A 24924-nucleotide genomic window follows, 5' to 3' on the forward strand; every position below is an offset into this window, starting at 1 on the left:
CTTGGCAGTACAGCTATTAGAAAACTGGCTCTTAAAAGAGCAGGAAAAAATTCAAACCAAGTATCGTGAACTCAATCAGATTTCTGTAATTGAACCAGATATCATCTTTATCGGAGATTCTATTGTTGAGTATTATCCCTTGCAAGAATTACTAGGGATAACAAAGACCATTGTGAATAGAGGTATTAGAGGCTATCAGACCGGACTTTTACTAGATAGCCTTGATGCCCACCTCTATGGTGATGCAGTGGATCAAATTGTACTTTTGATTGGGACAAATGACATTGGGAAAGAAGTTCCAATGAGTCGAGCACTAACCAATCTCGAGAGTGTGATTCAAAGTATTTCCCGTGACTATCCGCTGTCACAGATTAAGCTAGTTTCTATTCTGCCCGTTCATCAAGGGGAAGAGTATAAACAGACAGTTTATATTCGTACCAATGAGAAAATCAAGGCGTGGAACCAAGCCTATCAAGAGCTTGCCTCTGCCTATATGCAGGTTGAATTTGTGCCTGTTTTTGAGAACTTACTAGATCAGAAAGGACAACTCAAATCAGACTATACAACGGATGGCCTTCATCTCAGCGTTTCTGGCTATCAGGCCCTATCAGAAAGCTTGAAAACTAGCCTTTTCTAGGCATTTACTTGCTTTTTGCTTTTTTAACCTAGATAAGGTATAATATCTTTATAGTCTTTTGGGGTCGTTACGGATTCGACAGGCATTATGAGGCATATTTTGCAACTCGTGTGGCGACGTAAACGCTCAGTTAAATATAACTGCAAAAAATAACACTTCTTACGCTCTAGCTGCCTAAAAACCAGCAGGCGTGACCTGATTCGGATTGCTCGTGTCTGATGACAGGTCTTATTATTAGCGAGATACGATCAAACTTTGTCTAGCAGTTTGGTAAGAGATTGATAGACTCGCAGTTCCTAGGCTTGAGTTATGTGTCGAGATGCTGTTAAATCAATACATAACCTATGGTTGTAGACAAATATGTTGGCAGGTGTTTGGACGTGGGTTCGACTCCCACCGGCTCCATTATTCTTTTGCATTCCTTTCTAAAACGTTGTTTTTACAACGTTTTTCATTTTATTCTTTTGCAATAAAAGGATAAAAAAAGGATACAGCACTCCGTTGTATCCTAAACCTCTAATCAAGTCTTGAAATTTCTTAAGTTTTTATCATATTTTGTGTTATAATTAAGGTGCGTTAAGAAAATTGATGAAAAAAATAAAATGTTTTTCATGTGGTTTTCATTGTCTTAAGAGTTTAAAGTTTATCTTATCTTATTTTTCTGTAATAAAAAACATTGAAAAAGTCGGTTTAGAAAAAGAGGTAGTGAGAAATGTCGTCTCATAAAAAAGTTTCACTTTCTGAAATCAATCAATCTATCGATACTCCTAATAACAATCATTTCTGGCAAAATTTAAAGGCCTTCTTGGGTCCTGGTGCCCTTGTGGCTGTAGGGTATATGGATCCAGGGAACTGGATAACCAGCGTAGTTGGTGGTGCATCCTATAAGTACAGTCTCTTGTTTGTTATCTTGATTTCGTCACTCATTGCTATGCAACTTCAGCAGATGGCAGGAAAACTGGGGATTGTTACCCAGATGGACCTAGCACAAGCAACGGCTCATCATTCACCCAAATGGCTTCGTTATAGCCTATGGGTGATTTTGGAATTGGCCTTGATGGCAACAGACTTAGCAGAAGTACTGGGATCTGCAATTGCCCTTAATCTTCTCTTTAAGATTCCGATTATGATAGCCATTCTATTGACGGTTTTGGATGTCTTTCTTTTATTGCTCTTAATGAAATTTGGCTTTAAGAAGATAGAATCTATCGTGACAACGCTGATTTTAACGATTTTGCTTATCTTTACTTATCTAGTAGCTTTATCACATCCAAGTCTCCAAGGAATCGCCGAAGGTTATTTACCAAATGCAACCTTATTTGAGAGTCCTTTAGCAGGACATGAAAGTCAATTAACCTTGGCTCTTGGGATTGTAGGTGCGACAGTGATGCCCCATAACTTGTATTTACATTCTTCCTTGTCTCAGACTCGGAAAATCAATCACAAGGACAAGAATGATGTTCGTAAAGCAGTTCGTTTTATGACTTGGGACTCGAATCTTCAACTGTCTTTGGCCTTCATCGTTAACTCCCTTCTTTTAATCTTAGGGGCGGCCCTCTTTTTCGGACATGCATCCGAGATTTCTGCCTTTTCTCAAATGTATAACGCCCTGCAGGATTCTACCATTGCAGGAGCTATAGCTAGCTCGACCTTATCAACCTTGTTTGCCTTAGCTTTATTAGCCAGTGGTCAAAATTCGACCATTACAGGTACCTTGACGGGACAAATCGTCATGGAAGGCTTCTTACATATGAGATTGCCTCAGTGGTTTATTCGTTTAGCAACTCGCCTCTTTGCCTTGTTACCAGTCATAATCGTTGCTGTTTTATTCGGCCATCAGGAAAAAACCTTGGATCAGTTATTGGTTTATTCACAAGTCTTTCTTTCGATTGCTCTTCCATTTTCAATCTTCCCACTGATTTATCTAACTTCTAAGAAATCACTGATGGGAGAATTTACCAATGCCAAATGGAATACCATTCTTGGTTATATTATCTCCATTATCTTAACAATTCTCAATGTGAAATTGTTATTTGATATTTTCTAAGAAATTCACCCGATTTATAAAACAAACATATAAGAAAAAAATACCCAAAAATACTTGGGTATCTTTTTTTATATAGACGGAAGACATGGGATTCGAACCCACGCACGCTTTAACACGCCTACCGCGTTTCCAACACGGCCTCTTAAGCCTCTTGAGTAATCTTCCAATACTTACTAACCTAGTCTACCATAAAGCCTTATTGCTTGCAAATTTATTTGAAGGAAAAAGAAGAGTGATAGAAAATGAAAGAAAATGATAAAAAATGCTTGACTTTGATTTTTTTTATGATAGAATAAATCATGTAATCGTTCACAGGAGGTGAAATAATGCTAAAAAGTGAAAGAAAAAAGTTCATTTTAGAAGAATTGAAACAGCATAAAATCGTCTCGCTTGAGAAATTAGTAGGATTGCTAGATACTTCGGAATCAACGGTTAGACGTGATTTAGATGAATTGGAATCTGAAAATAAACTTCGTCGAGTTCATGGAGGAGCAGAGTTGCCTCATTACTTGCAAGAAGAAGAAACCATTCAAGAAAAATCTGTCAAAAACCTTCAAGAGAAAAAGTTAATTGCGCAAAAAGCAGCTTCTCTCATCAAAGAAAAAGATGTTATCTTTGTGGATGCAGGAAGTACGACAGCCTTTCTCATTATGGAATTGGAGCGAAAAGACATTACTGTAGTAACCAACTCCATTCACCATGCGGTACAATTAGTGGATAAGCAAATCCCAACAGTCATTATTGGTGGTGGCGTAAAGATGACAACGGATGCCAGTATCGGAGGGGTGGCTCTTAACCAAATTAACCAATTACACTTTGATCGTGCCTTTATCGGAATGAACGGTGTAGACGAAGGTTATTATACAACTCCAGACATGGAGGAAGGAGCGGTTAAGCGTGCTATCTTAGAAAATGCCAAACAAACCTATGTCTTGGCGGATTCATCTAAGATTGGCCAGTCTAGTTTTGCTAAGGTTGCCCCTCTAAAACGAGCTATCGTCATTACTAGCAAGGGTCATGAGCTCTTGCCAGCTATCAAAGAAAAAACGGAGGTAATAGAAGTATGATTTATACAGTCACACTCAATCCATCTATTGACTACATTGTCCGTTTGGATAAAGTAGAAGTTGGTAGTGTTAATCGTATGGATAGTGATGATAAGTTTGCTGGTGGTAAGGGAATCAATGTCAGTCGCGTCTTGAAACGTCTAGATATTCCAAATACAGCGACTGGATTTATCGGAGGCTTTACAGGTAAATTTATCACAGATACTTTAGCTGAGGAGCAAATTGAAACGCGATTTGTGCAAGTTGCAGAAGATACGCGTATCAACGTTAAAATCAAAGCAGACCAAGAAACCGAAATCAATGGGACTGGTCCTACTGTTGAAGCAGATCAACTGGAGGAGTTGAAAGCTATCCTTTCAAGTCTAACAGCAGAGGATACAGTTGTATTTGCGGGATCGAGTGCTAAAAACTTAGGCAATGTTATTTATAAGGATTTGATTGCCTTGACCCGTCGGACAGGCGCACAAGTTGTGTGTGATTTTGAAGGTCAGACCTTGATTGATAGTTTGGATTATCAACCACTTTTGGTCAAACCAAATAATCATGAACTGGGAGCTATCTTTGGAGTCAAGCTTGAAAGCCTTGATGAAATAGAGAAATACGCTCGAGAACTGCTGGCTAAAGGTGCTCAAAATGTTATCATCTCCATGGCTGGTGATGGTGCCCTTCTGGTAACATCAGAGGGAGCCTACTTTGCTAAACCAATCAAGGGAACAGTGAAAAACTCAGTGGGAGCTGGTGACTCAATGGTTGCTGGATTTACTGGTGAGTTTGTAAAATCAAAAGACGCAGTAGAAGCCTTCAAATGGGGTGTGGCTTGTGGAACAGCAACTACCTTCTCTGATGACTTGGCGACTGCAGCATTTATTAAAGAAACTTATGAAAAAGTTGAGGTAGAAAAAAGATGAAAATTCAAGATTTATTGAGAAAAGATGTCATGTTGCTCGATTTACAAGCAACTGAAAAAACAGCAGCTATCGAAGAAATGATTCAAAGCCTAGTAGAGCATGGCTATGTGACAGATTTTGAAACCTTTAAAGAAGGAATCTTAGCGCGTGAAGCTTTGACTTCTACAGGTTTGGGTGACGGTATCGCAATGCCTCACAGCAAAAATGCTGCTGTAAAAGAAGCAACTGTTCTCTTTGCTAAGTCAAACAAGGGTGTTGACTACGAAAGTTTAGACGGGCAACCAACAGACCTCTTCTTTATGATTGCTGCTCCAGAAGGTGCTAATGACACTCACTTAGCAGCCTTGGCAGAATTGTCTCAATACTTGATGAAAGACGGCTTTGCTGATAAACTTCGTCAAGTAACATCTGCTGACCAAGTTATTGAACTCTTTGACCAAGCTTCAGAAAAAGCTGAGGAAGCCACTCAAGCTCCTGCAAATGACTCTGATGACTTCATCGTAGCAGTTACAGCTTGTACAACAGGAATTGCCCACACATACATGGCCCAAGAAGCTCTTCAAAAAGTGGCTGCAGAAATGGGTGTTGGTATCAAGGTTGAAACCAATGGTGCTAGCGGTGTTGGTAACAAATTAACAGCAGAAGATATTCGTAAAGCTAAAGCTGTTATCATCGCTGCAGATAAAGCGGTTGAAATGGATCGTTTTGATGGCAAACCATTGGTGAATCGTCCAGTAGCAGACGGTATCCGTAAGACAGAAGAGTTGATCAACTTGGCTCTTTCTGGTAATGCTGAAGTCTACCGTGCTGCTAACGGAGCGCAAGCTTCAACAGCATCTAATGAAAAACAAAGTCTCGGTGGTGCCTTCTACAAACACTTGATGAGTGGTGTATCACAAATGTTGCCATTCGTTATCGGTGGAGGTATCATGATTGCCCTCGCCTTCTTGATTGATGGGGCTTTGGGTGTGCCTAATGAAAGCCTTGGAAATCTTGGTTCTTACCATGAACTCGCTTCTATGTTCATGAAAATCGGTGGTTCTGCCTTTGGTTTGATGCTTCCAGTTTTTGCAGGATATGTTGCTTACTCAATCGCTGAAAAACCAGGTTTGGTAGCCGGTTTCGTAGCTGGTGCTATCGCTAAAGAAGGTTATGCTTTTGGTAAAATCCCTTACGCACAAGGTGGCGAAGCAACTTCAGCCCTTGCAGGGGTATCATCAGGTTTCCTTGGAGCTCTTGTTGGTGGATTTATCGCTGGTGCCTTGGTGCTCTTGGTTAAGAAATACGTTAAGGTTCCTCGCTCACTTGAAGGTGCAAAATCAATCCTTCTCTTGCCACTACTTGGAACAATCTTGACAGGATTTGTCATGCTAGCCGTTAATATCCCAATGGCAGCAATCAACACTGGTATGAACAACTTCCTTGGTGGTCTTGAAGGTGGATCAGCTGTCCTTCTAGGTATTGTCCTTGGAGGAATGATGGCTGTCGATATGGGTGGTCCTGTCAATAAAGCAGCTTACGTCTTTGGTACTGGTACTCTTGCAGCGACAGTGTCAACAGGAGGCTCAGTAGCGATGGCAGCGGTTATGGCTGGAGGAATGGTTCCACCGCTTGCCATCTTTGTCGCAACTCTCCTCTTCAAGAATAAATTCACCAAAGAAGAACGTAACTCTGGTTTGACAAATATCGTTATGGGATTGTCATTCATCACTGAGGGTGCGATTCCGTTTGGTGCAGCTGATCCAGCTCGTGCTATCCCAAGCTTTATCCTTGGTTCTGCTGTAGCAGGAGGACTTGTTGGTCTTGCCGGTATCAAACTTATGGCACCACACGGAGGAATCTTCGTTATCGCCCTTACTTCAAACGCCCTTCTTTATCTTGTCTCTGTCTTGGTGGGAGCGCTTGTCAGTGGTGTTGTTTACGGTTACCTTCGTAAACCATCAGAAAAATAATCACAAACACATTCAAATGACTGAACACGAAAGTGGGCAGTCATTTTTTTAACCCCTCGAAAAGTTCATGAAATATGTTATAATAGAAGAATGGCAAACAAGAATACAACTAAAACAAGACGCAGACCGTCGAAAGCAGAATTGGAAAGAAAACAAGCGATTCAACGAATGTTGATTTCCTTAGCTTTGGCTATCTGTTTAATTTTTGCTGCCCTTAAATGGGGAGCTGTAGGAATCACCGTTTACAACCTAATCCGCTTACTTGTGGGGAGTTTAGCTTATCTAGCTATTTTCTCTCTCTTGATCTATCTCTTCTTTTTCAAATGGATTCATAAACAAGAAGGATTGCTAGCAGGTTTCTTTTTCATTTTTACAGGCTTACTTCTAATCTTTCAAGCTTATCTTGTCTGGAAATTTAGCATGGCAAACGCTGTTTTCCAAGGAACGGTCGGACAAATTTTTAAAGATTTAACCAGTTTTCAAGTGACCAACTTTGCTGGTGGAGGTGTGATTGGGAGTGGACTCTACATTCCGATAGCCTTTTTGTTCTCAAATATTGGGACCTACTTTATCGGAACTATCCTTATCCTAATCGGAGCTCTTTTAATAAGTCCATGGTCTATCTATGATATCGCCGATTTTCTGTCAGCTCGATTTGCTATCTGGATGGAACGCCACGAACAGAAAAAACAAGAGCGTTTTATCAAGCGTGAAGAAGAAAAGGCACGAAGAGAAGCTGAAGAGCAAGCAAGACTTGAGAAAGAGAGAGAAGAGCAGGCATTGCTTGATATGCCTCCTGTAGATATGGAAACAGGAGAAATTTTGTCAGACGAACCAATACAAGAATTTCCTCCACTACCAGAGGAAGAATGGGTAGAGCCTGAGATTATTCTCCCTCAAGCCGATTTTGAATATCCTGAGGAAGATCACTATCCGATGGAAGAAGATTTCCCAGAAGATGATGACGAAGATGTTGAAGTAGACTTTTCTGCTAAAAAGGCCTTGGAGTATAAGCTCCCAAGCTTGCAACTCTTTGCACCTGATAAACCAAAAGATCAGTCTAAAGAAAAGAAAATTGTTCGAGAGAATATCAAAATTTTGGAAGAAACATTTGCAAGTTTTGGTATCAAGGTAACGGTTGAACGTGCGGAAATCGGCCCATCAGTAACCAAGTATGAGGTTAAACCAGCAGTTGGTGTTCGTGTCAATCGGATTTCCAATCTAGCAGACGACTTAGCTCTGGCCTTGGCTGCTAAGGATGTCCGTATTGAAGCACCGATTCCTGGAAAATCCTTGGTTGGGATTGAAGTTCCTAACTCGGAAATTGCAACTGTATCCTTCCGTGAGCTTTGGGAACAATCTCAAACAAAACCTGAAAATCTTTTAGAAATTCCTCTTGGGAAAGCAGTCAATGGTACGGCTCGTAGTTTTGATTTGGCAAAAATGCCTCACTTGCTAGTGGCCGGTTCTACAGGTTCTGGTAAATCGGTTGCAGTTAATGGGATTATCGCAAGTATTTTGATGAAGGCTCGCCCAGACCAAGTCAAGTTTATGATGGTAGATCCTAAGATGGTCGAGTTATCAGTTTACAATGATATCCCTCATCTCTTGATTCCAGTTGTAACCAATCCTCGCAAGGCAAGTAAGGCCCTTCAAAAAGTCGTAGATGAAATGGAAAACCGCTACGAACTCTTTGCCAAAGTCGGAGTTCGGAATATTGCTGGTTTCAATGCTAAAGTTGAGGAATTCAATGCTCAGTCTGAATACAAGCAAGTACCGCTACCTTTAATCGTCGTGATTGTGGACGAGTTGGCAGATTTGATGATGGTTGCCAGCAAGGAAGTAGAAGATGCCATTATCCGACTCGGACAAAAGGCGCGTGCAGCTGGTATTCACATGATTCTTGCAACCCAGCGTCCTTCAGTAGATGTTATCTCTGGTTTGATTAAGGCAAATGTGCCGTCACGTGTAGCATTCGCTGTTTCTTCAGGAACGGATTCACGTACGATTTTGGATGAGAATGGTGCTGAGAAATTGCTTGGTCGAGGGGATATGCTCTTTAAACCAATTGACGAAAACCATCCTGTTCGCTTGCAAGGTTCCTTTATCTCAGATGATGATGTGGAACGCATCGTAAACTTCATTAAGGCGCAAGCTGATGCGGATTATGATGAAAGCTTTGACCCAGGAGAAGTGTCTGAAACAGAAGGAGACTTTAGCTCAGGGGATGATGGAGGGGATCCGCTTTTCGAAGAAGCCAAGGCTCTTGTCATCGAAACTCAAAAAGCCAGCGCATCCATGATTCAACGCCGTCTTTCGGTTGGTTTTAACCGAGCAACTCGATTGATGGAAGAATTAGAAATGGCTGGTGTTATCGGCCCAGCTGAAGGAACAAAACCTCGTAAAGTCTTACAACAATAAATTGTTTGAAAATAGAATAAAAATTCAAGAAATCACCTTTAGGAAATTTGGGGAATCTACTCTAATTTTTCGAAGGTGGTTTCTTTCTTTATACCTATGATTATAAGTATTTTTGTTCTAAAAAGACTTTCAGGTTGGTCCAATCTTTAGATTTTACTTTTACTAATTTTAACTAATAAAGTATTGATTTTTAAACTGGTTTTTGATATATTAAACTGGTATAAGAAATATTTAAATGTTTAAAAAATAAGCGAAAAGAATAAAGGGGGTTATTTTTTTAAGGGTAAATGCAAACGCTTACTTTTTAAGCAGAAAGGAATAAAAAACAAATGAATAAAAGGTTATTTGAAAAACGTTGTAAATATAGTATTCGGAAATTTTCATTAGGTGTTGCCTCTGTTGTCATTGGTGCTACATTCTTTGGAACAAGTACTGTTTTAGCAGATACAGCCCAAACTGGATCTACTGCAAATATGCCAGCTGATTTAGCAGCAGCTCTGGCCAATGCAAAAGATGATAACGGGCATGATTTTGAAGCGCCAAAAGCTGGAGAAGATCAAGGTTCTCCTGAAGTGACTGATGGACCAAAAACTGAGGAAGAATTACTAGAGAAAGAAAAAGAAGCTGCAGCAACTTCAGCAACTGAAAATGAACTTCCAAAAGATTTGCGTGAAAAACTCGATAAAGCCGAAGATAGCGGTCACACCGCTTCAAAAGAAGACCTGGAAAAAGAAGATAAAAGTTTAGTTCCAGAAGAAGTTGCAAAAACAAAAAATGGGGAATTGAACTACGGTGCTACAGTTGAAATTAAGAGCGAAGCTGGGACTGGTAGTGGTATTGTTATTGGAGAAAATCTTGTCTTATCAGTATCTCATAACTTTATCAAGGATGTTCCAGATGGGAACAATCGTAAAGTAGCTGATAATATTGATAGTGATAAAGATGTTTATACAGTTTCTTATGAAGGTGCACCAGACGTTAAATTTAGTAAAAATGATGTAAAACACTGGGATCGTGAAGGCTTCCTGAAAGGTTATAAAAATGACTTAGCCATTGTCAAACTTCGCAGTCCTCTTGCAAATGCTCCAGTTGAAGTTGCGGATAAACCGTCAACTATCAAGAAAGGAGATAAGGTTCATGTATTTGGATATCCAAAAGGAGTGCTCGATCCAATCCTCAATACTACTGTCGAAGATATTAATGACCATGGAGAAGGCGTTCGTGGAATTAGCTACCAAGGAAGTGAACCTGGTGCAAGTGGCGGTGGAATCTTTGATGAAAATGGAAAATTAATTGGGATTCATCAAAACGGTGTATCTGGTAAACGTAGTGGTGGTATTCTTTTCTCACCTGCACAGTTAGAGTGGATTCAAAACTACATTAAGGGTATTGAAACAACGAAACCAGCTGGTCTAGATGCTCTTGATAAACAAGTCGAAGATAAAGAAGAAAAACCAAAAGAGGATAAACCTCAGGAAGAAAAACCAGCTGACAATAAACCAGCAGAAAACAAACCAGCTGAAGCAGCAACGGGAGGAACTAGCGACGCTACTGCCGAAGTGAAAAAAGAGTGGAACTCAGTAAGCCGTGTGAAAGGGAATGTTGAAGTCGTTGAAGAAGGCGGAGTACGCTACAACAAATTAACTTCAACAACAGCTAACGACAATGGAGCAAACGAAGCTTTATTTGAAAAAGCTGGATTACAGGCGGATGCGGAAGGAAATGTAAGCGTTGACTTAACGTTCAAGGCAAACACTCCTCCAGCTGAAACACGCTTTGGGGTATATCTAAAATATAAAGATAATGACAATAACATCTTTGTTGGGTATGACAAGGGCGGTTGGTTCTGGCAATACAAAGGACCAAATGTAAACACTTGGTATAGTAAGACTCGTGTAGAAGCACCAAATGTAGGTGAAGAAAACCACCTATCTATCGTTTACAAAAAAGACGGTCAATTAAATGCTACAAATAATGGACAAAATTTATTTAGCACAGAAGTCGTTCCAGAAGCTGTCAAGAACGCTTTAGCTGATGTGAATAAAGTTTACCTCAAAGCTGGTACTTACGGTACAGAATTATCTTCTGTATCGATCAAAGCGGATAACCAAGATAACATCAAACCCGAAGAAGAAACTCCAGCAGTGGATGATGGGTTACGTCGCAATGACCAAGATGTTCACTATGAAACTTTACAATCAGAACAATTAAAAGCGATTATCGACACAGCGTTTCCACGTGTTAAAGAATATGAATTAGATGGAAAAACGTTAACAGGTCAAGTTCAAAAATTAGATAAAATGTCAATCAACGGTGTATTAGTCACTCCAGAAGTTCAATACCGTAAGATTGATGACACTACTGCAGAATATGTAATGAAAGTAAGAAACGATGATGAATTCATCAACGCTGAAATCACTGTAAAATTACAATTAGTCGGCAACGAAATGCACTTCGATGTGACAAAAGTAGTGAACAAAAACAATGTCGAAATGGGTAAACCAGTCGACAATGTTCGCAAATTAATCCAAACCATTGAATTCCCAGGAAACACATTAGTGTCTGTAGGTTCAAATAAACAAGGTGCGAAATTCGATGGTGCTCAAATGTCAACAAACACACATAACCGTGGAGACTATCATTTAGACTTGAAAGAAGGCAAGATGAATGAATATACTTACGGTTTCATGTATGGATTTGTTTCTTCTAACGAATTAGCAGCGTCTGTTTGGAGTAACTCTCAATTTACTTACAGAGGAAATGACTTTGCACGTTTAACAACAGCGTTAGAACGTGTAGAAGGCGTGAACTACTTAGGTATCCAAAGCTCACCTTACTGGTACCAACGTGCTTATAAGAACTTAGTATTCCCAGAATACACATTAGAATTACCAAGTTCTAAAGTAGTCATTACAAAAGACTTAAACAAAGATAATGTTGTGGACTGGCAAGATGGTGCGATTGCCTATCGTAATATCATGAACAATCCTAAAGGAGCAGAATCTGTTCCAGATTTAGTAGCCTATCGTATTGCGATGAACTTCGCATCTCAAGCGCAAAACCCATTCTTAATGACATTAGATGGCATTAAGAAGATTAACTTACACACAGACGGATTAGGGCAATCAATCCTTCTTAAAGGATATGGTAGTGAAGGTCACGACTCAGGTCACTTAAACTATGCAGATATCGGTAAGAGAATCGGTGGCGTTGAAGACTTCAAGAAATTATTAGCGAGAGCAAAAGAATACGGAGCTAAAATCGGTATTCACGTAAATGCTTCTGAAACATATCCTGAATCTAAATACTTCAGCGAAGCTATTTTACGTAGAAACTCTGACGGAACATATATGTACGGTTGGAACTGGTTAGACCAAGGTATCAACATCGATGCAGAATATGACTTAGCTCATGGACGTTTGGATCGTTGGAAAGAATTAAGAGAAAAACTCGGTGCTGACTTAGACTTCATTTATGTGGACGTTTGGGGTAACGGACAATCGGGAGATAACACTGCTTGGCCAACTCACATACTTGCTAAAGAATTAAACTCTCAAGGCTGGCGTATGGCTATCGAGTGGGGCTTCGGTGCGGAATATGATTCAACATTCCAACACTGGGCAGCTGACTTAACTTACGGTGGATATTCACTGAAGGGTATTAACTCAAACATTACTCGATTCATTCGTAACCACCAAAAAGACTCATGGGTGGGTGACTATCCAAGTTACGGTGGTGCCGCTAACTATCCATTACTTGGTGGATATAACATGAAAGACTTCGAAGGATGGCAAGGTCGAAGCGACTACGAAGGATATATTCGTAACCTCTTCGAAAACAACATCATGACGAAGTTCTTCCAACACTACAAAGTTTCTAAATGGGTGAACGGTGACCCAGTTGCGATGAGCGATAACGGTCAAAACTACAAGTGGACTCCAGAAATGGAAATTGACTTAACAAATGACAATGGGGACGAAGTGAAGATTGTTCGTCAATCGAACGACCCTAACAGCCCTGACTACCGTAAACGTGTGACAACATTAAACGGTCGTGTCATCGAAAATGGTAGAAGCTACTTAGTACCATGGAACTGGGACGAAAATGGTAAAGCTTTAACAGGCGACAAAGAAAAGATGTACTTCTACACAACTGAAGGTGGGACAACTGAATGGACTCTTCCAGAAGATTGGACTGGAGATAAAGTTTACCTTTACCGTTTAACAGACCAAGGTAAGAAAGATGTTGTAGAATTAACAGTAGGCGCAGACCGTAAGATTCAAATTACGGGAGATGCGAACCAACCATATGTACTTTACAAAGCTCCTCAAGGCAAGAAGACAATGGTTTGGAGTGAAGGTCTACACATCTATGACCAAGGTTTCAACAGCGGAACATTAGATCATTGGGAAAAAACTGGTGACAGCGAACATGCTGAAATCGTGAAATCTCAAGGGGCTAACGAAATGTTACGTATTCAAGGAAACACTGAACGTGTGACATTGAAACAACGCTTAACAGACTTGAAACCTAATACAAGATATGCCGTTTATGTAGGCGTGGATAACCGAAGCGATGCACGTGCAGATATCACAATCCGTGTCGGAGATAAAGTGATTTCTAACTACACAAATAAATCAATCGCGAAGAACTATGTACAAGCACATGCGCATAACACACTTAAGAAGAATGCGACAGTAGATAATACAAGTTACTTCCAAAACATGTATGTATACTTCACAACAGGCGAAGATGTTTCTAATGTGACATTAGAACTTGGACGTGATGCGGATGCAGCAGCAACTTACTTCGATGAAATTCGTGTATTTGAAAACCAATCTGTAATGTACAACGAAAAACACGACACAGGAAATGGTAAATTCAAACAAGACTTTGAAGAAGTGCCTCAAGGTATCTTCCCATTCGTAGTTGGCGATGTTGAAGGCGTACAAGATAACCGTACTCATTTATCTGAGAAACACGAACCATATACTCAACGTGGATGGAATGGTAAGAAAGTCAACGATGTTATCGAAGGCAATTGGTCATTGAAGACGAACGGTTTAACAGGAAATGACAAACTCGTTTACCAAACAATTCCACAAAACTTCCGCTTCGAAGAAGGTAAGACTTATAAAGTAACCTTCGATTATGAAGCAGGTTCAAATGGAGCATACTCATTCGTTATCGGTAATGGCGAAAATTCTCGTCGTAGTAAATTAACGAAATACGACTTAGAAAACACTTGGGAAAATTCATCAACTCCTAAGAAAGTAAGCTTCTATGTTACTGGTGAAAAAGGTGGAAACACTTGGATTGGTATTTACTCAAATGCGCGTGGTGCCGATACTAAAGGAGATACAGATAACAACGAAATCAACTTCAAAGGTTATAAAGACTTTATGTTAGATAACCTTGAAATTGAAGAAATTAAGTTAACTGGTAAGATGATCATCGATGAAGCATACGAAAAGAATACTCCAATCGTAAATGGCAACTACAAACAAGATTCATTAAATGCTTATAAAGACGCTGTAGCAGCTTTATTAGAAGCAGACGATGATATTAGTGTGGATGATGCTAAAGCTCTTGTAGAACGCGTTAACGAGGCTAAAGAAAAACTTGCGGTGAAACGTAGCGCTCCAGATTGGGACGATATTCATGATCTTGATGCTCCTTATGAAGAAGCAGATAATGTATGGTATGCATTTGATGGAAATACAAATACTTTATGGCATACACCTTATGGAGTGAATAGCTTAGGAAAACCATTAACAGTAGAGTTCAATAATCCGATGGAATCAACTCGCTTTGAATATGTTCCTCGTCCTTCAGGTCCAAACGGACGTGTGATGAGCGGTAGCCTTACAGTGATTGATGAAAAAGGACAAGAACATAACTTTAACTTTACTGGATGGGCAAATGATGCTAAGACAAAAGTGATTAACTTTGATGCTCCAATCAAGGTGAAGAAAGCTATCTTTACTGGTAACGAAACATACGGTGACCCTGGACATATTTCAGCAGCGGAATTACGCTTCGTCCTTCCAATTGAAAATGATAAACCATTAGATGAAGCTGCATATAATGCTGAAGTAGAACGTGTTCGTAAGATTGATCGTCAAGATGCGAAAGAATACTTGGCAGCTGTTGAAGCGTACAAGAATGGTCTTGCAGAACATAACTTATTAACTCCAAACGGACTTAATAAATTGGTAGAAGGCTTGAAAGAAATTAAGGAAACTGTGGATCCAACACCAGAGCCAACTCCGAACCCAGAGCCAACTCCGAACCCAGAGCCAACTCCGAACCCAGAGCCAACCCCAGATCCAGAACCAACTCCAGATCCGAAACCAACCCCAGATCCAGAACCAACTCCGGATCCAAAACCAACTCCAGATCCAGAACCAACTCCAGATCCAGAACCAACTCCAGATCCAGAACCAACTCCAGATCCAGAGCCAACTCCAGATCCGAAACCAACTCCAGATCCAGAGCCAACTCCAGATCCGAAACCAACTCCAGATCCAGAACCAACTCCAGATCCAGAGCCAACTCCAGATCCAGAGCCAACTCCAGATCCAGAGCCAACTCCAGATCCGAAACCAACTCCAGATCCAGAGCCAACTCCAGATCCAAAACCAACTCCAGAACCTGAAGTACTATCAAGTAAGGGCGATCAAGAACCACCAGTAGTTGAAATTCCTGAATTTACAGGTGGCGTTAATGCTGCAGAAGCGGCTGTTCATGAAATCCCAGAGTTCAAGGGTGGCGTTAATTGGGTTGAAGCGGACAAGAATGAGCTCCCAGAATTTAAGGGTGGCGTTAACGCAGTTGAAGCAGATAAGAATGAGCTCCCAGAATTCAAGGGTGGCGTTAATTGGGTTGAAGCAGCTAAGAATGAGGTTCCTGAGTATAAAGAAACATTAGCTGCAGGAGACAATCAGACAAGTCCAGTTGCAGAAAAACTTGATCAGAAACCAGCTCTTACACCAACACCTGCTATGCAAGCAGCACAAAAAGAAGCAGATCAGTCTAAACTTCCTGAAACTGGTGAAGGCACAACTGAACACCTCTTCCTAGCTGGTCTTACATTAGCAATGTCTGCTCTATTTCTTCAAAAAAGAAAAGAAGATTAAAATATAATAGAGTTTTATACTATGAAAACTCAAACTCCTAGCTTATTGTAATGGAGAAAAACAAACACCTAGAGAGGACCTCTTGGTCCTCCCTTTTTAAAAGGGAAATGATAACGCTTACCCAATTTAAGCGTGGGAAAGGAAATAAAGAAAATGGGAAAACATTTTTTTGAGAGACGGTGTCATTACAGTATACGTAAGTTTGCAATGGGCGCTGCTTCTGTCATGATTGGTGCAAGCATTTTTGGTGCTGGTATGGTTCAAGCAGCAGAAACAGAAGGGCCTGCAGAGACAGAAGGCACGGTAACACAGGTTCAGCCCCTGGATAAGTTACCAGCGGATATAGCAGCAGCTATTGAAAAAGCTGAATCAGCAAAACCAACTGATCCTGCTGAAACGAATCCGACTGATGCGGAAGCTCAGCCTGAAAATACTGGAGAAGTAGTACCAAAACCAGCTGAAACTCCAGTTCCTAAGGAAGAAGCAACACCAAAACCAGCTGAAACTCCAGTTCCTAAGGAAGAAGCAACACCAAAACCAGCTGAAACTCCAAAAGAAGAAACAGCACCAGTAGCTAAACCAGCAGAAAAGCCAGTTACTAAAGATTTGGTTGAAACTCCAGATGTCAATCATTTGGAAAAGGCTACTGCGACAGCATCAAACCATGAAGCCAACACACCATTTACAGCTGAGAAGGCGATTGATGGAAATCCAGATACTCGTTGGGCAACTGACCGTGATGTTGTGAAACCAACAATCGAATTTAAGCTTGAAAAGACAACCTTAATCAAGCATGTGGAAATCGATTGGGATCGTCGTGTTCGTGGCGAGCAAAACGATCCAAACATCAAATCTTGGAATCTCTATTATGCAGGTCAAGACGAAGTCAATGGATCAGGTCCTGGAGAATGGAAGTTGGCTCATCAACGCACAGGAACTCCAGTTCTAGATGAAAAAGTTGACTTAAAAGAAGCAGTTCAAGCTAAGTATCTCAAACTTGAAATTACAGATTATCAAGCCGGTACGATGCAATGGAAAAATGTGGGTATCCAAGAAATTCGTGCCTACTCAAACATTCCAGACACCAGCAAACCAACAGATATTCGTCAAGTTACAGAAATAGCGGTTGCTGAAGACGGAAAATCACTTGTATTACCTAAATTACCTGGTCAAGTTAGCTTGATTGGAAGCAATAAGCAAGGTGTTATCGACCTAAATAATAAAATCTACACACCGCTGACAGAACAACATGTCAAAGTGATGGTTCAACAAACGAATGATAACCATACCTTCACAAAAGAATTTGAAGTTGTCATTAAAGGCTTGCATGCGGATGAAGGTGTTGGAACCAAACCTGCAGTTGCCCCAGCAGTTCAACAATGGTACGGCACTGAAGGTAAAACTTCTATTACTTCTGAAACTGTCATTTCAGTAGGAGATTCAGGATTTGACAAGGAAGCTAAGTTCTACCAAACTGACCTTGAAAATCGTGGTTTGGAAGTCGCAACCGGTGATCAATCAGCTCAAAACCGAATTGAATTTAAAAAGGTTGAAGACAAGGGCTATGGTAAAGAAGGCTATGGTATCACCATTAAAGATGGAGTTATCACAGTAGAAGCAGCGACTAATGCAGGTGCATTTTACGCAACTCGTACTCTTCTTCAAATGGGAGAAACTGACCTACAGAACGGTGAAATCCGTGACTTCCCAAGCTTCAGCCACCGTGGCTTTATGCTAGATACAGGTCGTAAATTTATTCCATATGATACGCTTGTAGATATCATGCTTAACATGGCTTACTACAAGATGAACGATCTTCAGTTGCACTTGAATGACAACTATATCTTCCTAGAAAAACATGTAGAGGGCAAACAACTTAGCAAGCAAGAAGAACTAGACTATGTTCTTAAAAATGCTAAGACAGGCTTCCGTGTAGAGACTGATGTTGTCGGTAAAAATGGTGAAAAATTAACATCAAAAGAACATTACACCAAGGAAGAAATGCAACAGATCATTAGCCTGGCTAAAGACCTGCATATCAACCTTGTTCCTGAAATTGACACACCAGGACACGCATTATCATTTGTTAAGGTGCGTCCAGACTTGATGTATAAGGGCCAACTAAGTGCCAGAAAACACAATGTAGAGCGTGTAGCTATGTTGGACTTGGATAACAAGTACGAAGAAACCCTCGCTTTTGTTAAATCTGTCTATGACAAATTGCTCGATGGTGAAAATGCCCCTCTTCGTGGCGTTTCAACAGTTCATATCGGTACAGATGAGTACTATGGAAGTCCTGAAAGTTATCGTCGTTATGTCAATGATATGATCCAGTACATCAAAGGTAAGGGCTTAACACCACGTATTTGGGGTTCGCTCTCTGCCAAACAAGGAACTACACCTGTTGATTGGAATGGAGTAGAAGTGGATATCTGGAGTATCCACTGGCAACGTCCAGCTGCCGCAATTGCTCAGGGTGCTAAGATTATCAATATCACAGATATTCCAACCTATAGTGTTCCAAGTGGAAGCAATAGTCAAGGTGGTTATGGGGATTATGCAAACTATGAAACTCAATACAACCGCTGGACACCAAATGACTTCTCAACAGGTGGAGGACCACGCCTAGAAGCCTCTAATCCAAATATCCTTGGTGGTGGTCATGCAGTCTGGAATGACAACATTGACCTACATGAAACAGGACTTACCTCTTTTGATATCTTTAAACGCTTCTTCAAGAGTATGCAATCAACTGCAGAACGCACTTGGGGTTCAGATCGTGCAGCTAAGACCTATGCAGACCGTATCCAACCAACAAGTGTCTATGCACCGCGTTCAAATCCAGATAAGACAGTAGAAGAAAGCGACCTCTTTACAATTAAAGCAGAAACTATCAAAGAGTATCTTGCTAAGAATGTGAAGAAAACAGAAGCAGGTTTGAACTTCGAAAAAGATTCTAGCATCGAAGGCTTAGTAGGTGATGTTGGTCCTAGTCATGTTTTGAAATTGGATGTAACTGTTACAGGTGATGGAGAGCAGGTCTTCTCTACAAGCGGAGACAATCAACTTTATCTTGCTGACAAGGATGGCTACCTCGCTTATAAATTTGAACAATTCCATATTCAATTTAACAAGAAACTTGAAAAGAATAAACGTTATCAAATCTCTGTTGTAACCAAACCTCAAGTGACAGAAGTTTATGTAGATGGCGAAAAGGTTGAACGTATTGCAAATCCAGCTCATCCTCGCTTGGCCCACAATACCTTGGTACTTCCACTTGAAACAATCGGTGGCTTCCAAGGAATCTTGCATAGTGCAGAGTTGTCCAATGAAGCATTTGTAAATCCACGTTTGATCCCAACGGATCACTTTAGTGTTTCTGCAACTAGTCAGGAAACACCAGGAACAGAAACTGAAGGACCAGTAGAAAAAGCTTTCGATAATGATCCGAATACTTTCTGGCATTCAAAATGGACTGGAGATCGTGCTCCTTATACAGTTGCAATGAATTTGAATGCTCCTGAAAAAGTCAATGGTTTGACTTATCTTCCACGTCCAGGTGGAGGCAACGGAGTCGTGACTTCTTATGAAATCTATGCTCAAAAAGATGGCCAAATGGTAAAAGTTGCTTCAGGAACTTGGGAAAATAATGCCAAAGAAAAAACTGTTAATTTTGCGACAGTTGAAACCAACAAGGTAGAATTTAAAGTTCTATCAGGTGTCGCAGGATTTGGTAGTGCTGCAGAAATCCAACTACTTAAGCCACTTTCTGATAGTGAAACAGAAGAACCAGTTGTTCCAGAAAAACCAGTGACTCCAGAGAAACCAGTGACCCCAGAACCACCAAAAGTTGAAGAAGTGGGCGATGGTACAACTGAACTCGCTGATAGTTTTGTAGCTAAGAAGCCAACTAGTGATGATGCGATTGCTGCTGCAGCACAAAGTCAAGATTATCTCAAGAAAGAATACAAGGTATTCCCAACACCACAAAAAGTTACTTATGGTGAAGGTGTTACGAAACTTCAAAAACAAGTCAATCTTGTAATGGGCAATCAGTTAGATATTTATACTCGAAACCGCTTGAAGAGTGTCCTACAAGATCATCAAATCTCATACACAAGCAGTCAAGCAGCAGTAGCAGGTGCTACAAATATCTATCTTGGTGTTCATGGTCAAAATTCACAGGCTGAAAAAGAAATCTCTGGTATTTCTCAAGGACTCTTTGATAAGATTGATGCCTATGCTTTGTCAATCAAGAACAATACAATCTCTATCGTCGGTAAAGATACAGATGCTGTCTTCTATGGTTTGACGACTCTTAAACACATGCTTAATGAAAGTGAAGCTCCAGTTTTACGTAATGTAACAGTTGAAGATTACGCTGACATTAAGAACCGTGGCTTTATCGAAGGTTACTATGGAAATCCATGGTCAAATGCTGACCGCGCTGAACTCATGCGCTATGGTGGTGACTTGAAGTTGACTCAATACTTCTTTGCACCAAAAGATGATCCATACCACAACAAGAAATGGCGTGAACTTTATCCAGAAGAAAAATTAGCCGAAATTCGTGAATTGGCGCGTGTCGGAAACCAAAACAAGACTCGCTATGTTTGGACCATCCACCCATTCATGAACAAGCCAATTCGTTTTGGTAATGATGCACAATATCAACAAGATTTAGATACGATTAAAGCTAAATTTACACAGTTGATGGACGTAGGTGTCCGTGAGTTCGGTATTTTGGCCGATGACGCTTCAAGTCCAGTCGGTGGCTACAATAGCTACAACCGCTTGATGAAGGACATGACAGATTGGTTGACTGAAAAACAAGCAACTTATGTGGGTCTTCGCAAGGAAATGATTTTTGTCCCAGGTCAATATTGGGGTAATGGTCGTGAAGATGAGTTGAAAGCACTCAACGAAAATCTTCCGACTTCAACTTCAATGACTCTTACTGGAGGTAAAGTTTGGGGTGAAGTATCAGAAAACTTCCTTTCTAACCTTAAGAAGAACCTAACTGCAGGTGGTAAGACCTACCGCCCAGTAACCCTATGGATTAACTGGCCATGTACAGATAACTCTAAACAACACTTAATCTTGGGTGGCGGTGAGAAATTCCTTCATCCAAATGTGGATCCAAGTCTCCTTTCAGGTATCATGTTGAATCCAATGCAACAATCTGAGCCTTCTAAGATTGCCCTCTTCTCTGCAGCTCAGTATGCATGGAAACAATGGAAGTCTGAAGAAGAAGCTAAGAAAGTCAACGATATCGCCTTCAACTTTGTTGAAACTGGTAAGTTTACAGATAGTGAAACATCTGTTGCCTTCCGTGAACTTGGTAAACACATGATTAACCAAAATATGGATGGACGTGTTGTTAAGTTGGAAGAATCTGTTGAGCTTGCTCCGAAATTAGAAGCCTTCATGTCTAAGCTAAAAGCTGGTCAAGATGTCAGCGCAGAGCGTCAAGAATTGCGTGCAGAATTTGCCAAACTGAAAGCTGCGGCTCAACTTTATAAAGCATCTGGTGACGAAAAGATGCGTAACCAAATTCACTACTGGTTGGATAATACCATTGACCAAATGGATGCTTTGAGTGCTTTCCTAGATGGAACAGAAGCTATTGAAAACAATGATTCTGCTAGACTTTGGGATAGCTATTACAAGGGCTTGAAACTTTACGAACAATCACAAACCTATACTTTCCATTATGTAGACCATGATGAAAGAGCTGAGTTGGGTGTCCAACATATCCGTCCATTCTTACTTGGCCTTCGTGAAGTATTGGCAACTGAAGTTCAAAAAGCCTTGCACCCTGACCAAGTGATCAGTACCTTTATCACAAACCGTACTGGTGTAGAAGGTGGACTTGCTGAAGTCACTGATGGAGATTTAGGAACACATGCCCTTATCAAATCACCAAACAGTATCCAAACTGGTGACTATATCGGTTTGAAATTTAATAAGGCTGTTCCAATCCAAAGCTTGACATTTGCAATGGGAACTCAAGCAAATCCACGCGATACCTTTAACAATGCTAAAGTTGAGTACCTCAATGAAAATGATGAGTGGGTAACACTTTCAGAACCAAGTTATACTGGTAATGAGCCTCTTCTTAAATTTGAAAATCTCAATATCAATGCTAAAGCTGTTCGAATGATTGCCACTTCGGACCGTGAAAATACTTGGTTTGCTGTGCGAGAAATTGCTGTTAATCGTCCTGTAGAAGTAAGTCGTCCTAAACAGACAGCTACAGTGACCATCAGTCCAAATCTTATGTACAAGTACAATACGACAGTTGCTCAGATTACAGATGGTCGTGACAATACGGAAGCTATGCTTGCAAATGCTGATCGAACTGATACAACTCCTGTCGATGGTTGGGTACAACTAGACTTGGGTGAAGTAAAACCTGTAACTAAGGTTCGTCTCGTTCAAGGTTCAGGAGATAAATTGGCAGAAGGTGTCCTTGAGTATTCTACAGATGGAACTTCATGGCAAGAATTGGATCGTTTGGCTGGTGAACAAAGCAAAGAAATTGAAACTCCAATTTCAGCTCGTTACATTCGTGTTCGTAATACCAAGAATATCAATCTATGGTGGCGTATCGCTGACTTCTCAGTTGAGACACGTGCTGGAAATAGCGAGATGACAGATACTAATGTTGAAAGCTTGAAATCAACTCCAGTCTATGACAGTCTCGGTCGTTATGATCTGCAAATTCCAAGTGGAACCAAGCTTCCAGCTCATAGCTACTTGGGTATGAAACTTGATCGTCTTCACCAGGCAGAGAGTATTCAGGCTATTGGTATTGGAAATCCAGCCCTTGACTTGGAATTCTCTCCAAATGCACAAGAATGGTATCCAGCTAGTCAAGTCACAGATAAGTCTTTGGTACGTTATGCTCGTTTGATGAATAAGACCGACCAAGAACAAGCAGTGACAGCAACCTCTCTACTTGTCAAGACAAAAGAAGTTCAACCAACTAAACTTGATTCTACATCTATGGGAATCGATGCCTATTATGGTGCTAATGATGTTCGCAAGATCAAGAATTTGGATCAGTTGTTTGATGGTGTCTACAATAACTTTGTAGAGTTCTCTGATTATGCACGTAAAGATGGTCACATTACCTTGAAACTTGGTAGCGAACGTGAAATCAAGAAGATTAGAGCTTATATCCAAGATGGTACGAAGAACTATCTTCGTGATGGTAAGATTCAGGTTAGCCAAGACGGCAAGACTTGGACTGACGTTGTGACAGTTGGTGATGGCCTTGCAAATGACATGCATGATGATTCATTGACAGATGGATGGACACATGATTCTAAGATGCCTGGAAATCGCTACATCGAGGGTGAACTTGCAAGTCCAGTGAAAGCAAATTATCTACGTGTTCTCTTTACTGCTAATTACGATGCTCGTTTTGTCGGATTTACTGAATTAGTCATCAATGATGGCGAATTTGTGAAACCTATCAACGACCCAACGGTTCAAGGAAATGGTGGAGAAAGTAGAGGCAACCTTTACACCAATCTTGTAGATGGCAAAGTCTTGACAAGCTATAAGGCTGAGAAAGACCAAGGTGAGTTGGTTTACCACTTATCAGAACCAACAGATGCTAACCATATCCGACTTGTTTCTAGTCTTCCTCAAGGAGTAGTGGCTCGCGTACTGGCTCGCACTCTGAAAACAGACAGAGACGGTGCTTGGACAGATTTGGGCGCAATTACCTCAAGCTTCCAAACATTTGCAGTGAGAGATAAAGCTCCGTTACTTGATGTTAAACTCATTTGGGAAGGTGGCAAACCAGAGTTCTATGAAATGACTACTTACTACCAAGAACTTTCAGAAGAACCTGAGCAACCAACTCCAGATCCAGAACCAACTCCAGATCCAGAACCAACTCCAGATCCAAAACCAACTCCAGATCCAGAGCCAACTCCAGATCCAAAACCAACTCCAGATCCAGAGCCAACTCCAGATCCAAAACCAACTCCAGATCCAGAGCCAACTCCAGATCCAAAACCAACTCCAGATCCAAAACCAACCCCAGATCCAGAGCCAATTCCAGATCCAAAACCAACCCCAGATCCAGAGCCAACTCCAGAGCCAACTCCAGATCCAGAGCCAACTCCAGATCCGAAACCAACTCCAGATCCAGAGCCAACTCCAGATCCAAAACCAACTCCAGATCCGAAACCAACCCCGGATCCAGAACCAACTCCAGATCCGAAACCAACTCCTGAACCTGAAGTCCTTTCTAGTAAAGGAGATCAACAACCACCAGTAGTTGAAATTCCAGAATTCAAGGGTGGAGTTAATGCTGCAGAAGCGGCTGTTTATGACATTCCAGAGTTCAAGGGTGGCGTTAATTGGGTTGAAGCGGACAAGAATGAGCTTCCAGAGTTCAAAGGTGGCGTTAATTGGGTTGAAGCGGACAAGAATGAGCTTTCAGAATTCAAGGGTGGCGTTAATTGGGTTGAAGCAGCTAAGAATGAGGTTCCAGAATATAAAGAACCTGTTGCAAACCCAGCTACACCACTTGCGGATCACAAGCAAACTTCAAGTTCACCAAGTCAAAAACAAGAACAAGAAGGACCAAATGCACCAGCGACTGAAGCTAAAGGCCAGCTTCCAGCAACTGGTGAGCAAGATTCAGTAGGCTTAGCCTTCCTAGCTAGTCTTGGATTGGTTCTATCTGCAACCTTTATCAAAAAAGGGAAAGAAGATTAAGTTCGAATCTTCAT

Annotated in this window: 8 protein-coding genes, 1 tRNA gene and 1 other RNA gene; 9 read left to right on the plus strand and 1 reads right to left on the minus strand. The window is 40.9% G+C overall.

Annotated elements, in window-relative coordinates:
• The first annotated feature begins 1 nt into the window (after position 1).
• From KJR31_RS01105 to KJR31_RS01115, 3 genes are all read left to right on the plus strand, one after another.
• Complete coding sequence (locus KJR31_RS01105) at positions 2-637, plus strand: SGNH/GDSL hydrolase family protein (protein ID WP_214261692.1); 636 nt, start codon at positions 2-4, stop codon at positions 635-637.
• Positions 638-697: 60 nt separating this feature from the next.
• Positions 698-1045: a transfer-messenger RNA gene (gene ssrA / locus KJR31_RS01110) on the plus strand.
• 304 nt (positions 1046-1349) lie between these two features.
• Positions 1350-2684 carry an Nramp family divalent metal transporter gene (locus KJR31_RS01115; protein WP_214261693.1) on the plus strand — a complete coding sequence of 445 codons (1335 nt, stop codon included), beginning with the start codon at positions 1350-1352 and terminating at the stop codon, positions 2682-2684.
• A gap of 77 nt (positions 2685-2761) precedes the next feature.
• On the opposite strand, the gene KJR31_RS01120 is transcribed toward KJR31_RS01115, so the two are convergent.
• Positions 2762-2849: transfer RNA gene (locus tag KJR31_RS01120), tRNA-Ser, on the minus strand.
• Between the two features lie 161 nt (positions 2850-3010).
• Here KJR31_RS01120 and KJR31_RS01125 point away from each other — a divergent pair.
• From KJR31_RS01125 to KJR31_RS01150, 6 genes are all read left to right on the plus strand, one after another.
• Positions 3011-3751, plus strand: a complete 741-nt coding sequence (locus tag KJR31_RS01125) for a DeoR/GlpR family DNA-binding transcription regulator (protein WP_214261694.1) — start codon at positions 3011-3013, stop codon at positions 3749-3751.
• The gene (gene pfkB, locus KJR31_RS01130; protein ID WP_045615525.1) at positions 3748-4659 is read left to right on the plus strand and encodes a 1-phosphofructokinase; all 912 of its coding nucleotides are present in this window, start codon (positions 3748-3750) and stop codon (positions 4657-4659) included. Before KJR31_RS01125 ends, pfkB begins: the two co-directional genes overlap by 4 nt.
• Positions 4656-6611 carry a PTS fructose transporter subunit IIABC gene (locus KJR31_RS01135; RefSeq protein ID WP_214261695.1) on the plus strand — a complete coding sequence of 652 codons (1956 nt, stop codon included), beginning with the start codon at positions 4656-4658 and terminating at the stop codon, positions 6609-6611. The genes pfkB and KJR31_RS01135 overlap by 4 nt, the downstream gene beginning before the upstream one ends.
• A gap of 141 nt (positions 6612-6752) precedes the next feature.
• Positions 6753-9032, plus strand: a complete 2280-nt coding sequence (locus KJR31_RS01140) for a DNA translocase FtsK (RefSeq protein WP_434223044.1) — start codon at positions 6753-6755, stop codon at positions 9030-9032.
• 329 nt (positions 9033-9361) lie between these two features.
• On the plus strand, positions 9362-16171 hold the full coding sequence (locus KJR31_RS01145) for a SpGH101 family endo-alpha-N-acetylgalactosaminidase (protein WP_214261697.1): 6810 nt from the start codon (positions 9362-9364) through the stop codon (positions 16169-16171).
• Between the two features lie 153 nt (positions 16172-16324).
• Positions 16325-24910 carry an SIALI-17 repeat-containing surface protein gene (locus tag KJR31_RS01150; RefSeq protein ID WP_214261698.1) on the plus strand — a complete coding sequence of 2862 codons (8586 nt, stop codon included), beginning with the start codon at positions 16325-16327 and terminating at the stop codon, positions 24908-24910.
• Positions 24911-24924 lie beyond the last annotated feature (14 nt).

Source organism: Streptococcus infantis (assembly GCF_018499575.1).
Classification (GTDB): domain Bacteria; phylum Bacillota; class Bacilli; order Lactobacillales; family Streptococcaceae; genus Streptococcus; species Streptococcus infantis_K.